Annotated in this window: 3 protein-coding genes; 1 reads left to right on the top strand and 2 read right to left on the bottom strand. The window is 64.2% G+C overall.

From position 1 onward, the window contains the following. Positions 1-178 precede the first annotated feature (178 nt). Together PMI42_RS12410 and PMI42_RS12415 are read right to left on the bottom strand one after the other, a co-directional pair. Positions 179-802, bottom strand: coding sequence for a GNAT family N-acetyltransferase (locus PMI42_RS12410; RefSeq protein ID WP_008134334.1), 624 nt, complete (start codon positions 800-802; stop codon positions 179-181). A 76-nt stretch (positions 803-878) separates the two neighbouring features. Next, the gene (locus tag PMI42_RS12415; protein WP_008134335.1) at positions 879-1082 is read right to left on the bottom strand and encodes a DUF1127 domain-containing protein; all 204 of its coding nucleotides are present in this window, start codon (positions 1080-1082) and stop codon (positions 879-881) included. A 110-nt stretch (positions 1083-1192) separates the two neighbouring features. Between PMI42_RS12415 and PMI42_RS12420 the strand changes: the two genes are divergently transcribed. Further along, a partial coding sequence (locus PMI42_RS12420) for a LysR family transcriptional regulator (RefSeq protein WP_008134336.1) occupies positions 1193-1745 on the top strand: 553 nt, incomplete at its 3' end.

The raw sequence follows: 1745 nt of genomic DNA on the forward strand, positions 1-1745 counted from the left end.
GCGGCTGCCGCTCGGCAGTGACACGGTGGAGCGGATCGAGGCGAAGAACGCGTTCGTCGCGCGGGAATTGGCGGGGTGGCGGTCGGTTGCGACCTCGACCGATTTCACCAACGGCGACGCCTGAGCGAGGGCAAAAAAAAGCCCGGCGCTGGACGACCAGGCCGGGCTCGCAGTGGTGTCAGGCCGTGGCTGAGGGGCTATCGGCCTGACGGGAAAGAGCGACAAGACGCCAGCTGGCACAGGGAACGTCTTTCGGTGCCAGGGAGATTTCCTTGTCGAAGCGCACCAGCTTCCAGTCGTCAGGATGATTGACGAAGGCGAAGCCGGATTTGCGCGCCAGCGAGATCATGGTCTCGTTGGAGCGCAGCGTCTCGCCGAACATGCGCTCGGTACCAAGTGCTGCCGCGCGGCATTCGAGATTCTTCATGAGTGCGGTCGCGATGCCATGGCCCTGCCAGCGATCGTCGACGGACAGGCCGAATTCCAGTGTCGAGGTCTCGGCATGGAGCGCATAGCGCGCTTCGGCAACGATGGTTTCGAAGCCGTCGACCATCCTGGTCGCAACCACGGTGAAACGATCGCGCGCGCCGACATCGAGGAATTCGCTGAGCAGCCCCTTCGGCAGTTCGCTGATCGCGCCGAAGAAGCGGTTGTAGCGGGAGCGGGTCGTGAGCGAGCGGAAATAGTGCTGGAGCTCCTCGGTGTCGCGCGGCTCGACGAAACGGACGTTGATCGCCTCGCCCTGCCGGGTCCGCAGCACGTCGGAATATTGGTTCAGGTCTTCCAGGCGGAGAGTGCTCATGACACGAGCCCCAAAGGGACGGCAAAGAGGGACCGCCGGCGCCCCCGCAGTCAGGCGGCGCCGGCCTGGCGGCCAATCAGGCCCGCCAGAAGGGTTTGTCGGCCTCGTAGGCGATGTCGGTCCAGGACAGGCCCACGTCGTGGAGATCTCGGGCGGTCCAGTTGGTCAGCTCGCGCCTGGTGCGATAGCGCTCGTGCCAGACGTGAAGCGTCTCGCCGATCTGCTGGATCAGGCCGTTTGCATGATGATTTGTCATCGAATTCTGGGTCAAAGTAGACATTTTCAGCTCCTTGAGCTAACTTGACGGCCAGTATCTGCTTCCTGGTGCACTGCCACAAACGACAATTTGTACCTCTTCGCATGAAATAACGTCATGTATCCTGCTGCCAGATGACTGCCAGATTGCCCTCCCTGAACGGATTGCGGGCCTTCGAGGCTGCCGCGCGCCATCTCAGCTTCACGCTGGCGGCGTCCGAGCTGAACGTGACGCAGACCGCGATCAGCCATCAGATCCGCAGGCTGGAGGAGGAGCTCGGCATCCGCCTGTTCATCCGGCAGAACCGTGCGCTGGCGCTGACGGCGGAGGCGCGCGACTACCTTCCCGGCGTTCGTGCTGCCTTCAACGATCTGCGCCTCGCGACCGATCGCCTGTTGCGCAAGGACGACGACAAGGTGCTGACGGTGTCGACGCTGGCCTCGCTCGCGGCGAAATGGCTGCTGCCGCGGCTGACCGATTTCCAGGAACAGCATCCCGGCATCGACGTCCGCATCACGACGTCGACGAGCCTCGTCGACTTCCAGCGCGACGATGTCGATGCCGCAATCCGCTACGGCCGCGGTCAGTGGCCGGGCCTGCGTGCCGACTGGTTGATGGCGGACGAGCTGTTTCCGGTGTGCAGTCCGTCGCTCCTGCGCGGCGACAAGCCGCTGCGGCGGCCGGGGG

The organism is Bradyrhizobium sp. YR681 (genome assembly GCF_000282615.1).
GTDB lineage: Bacteria > Pseudomonadota > Alphaproteobacteria > Rhizobiales > Xanthobacteraceae > Bradyrhizobium.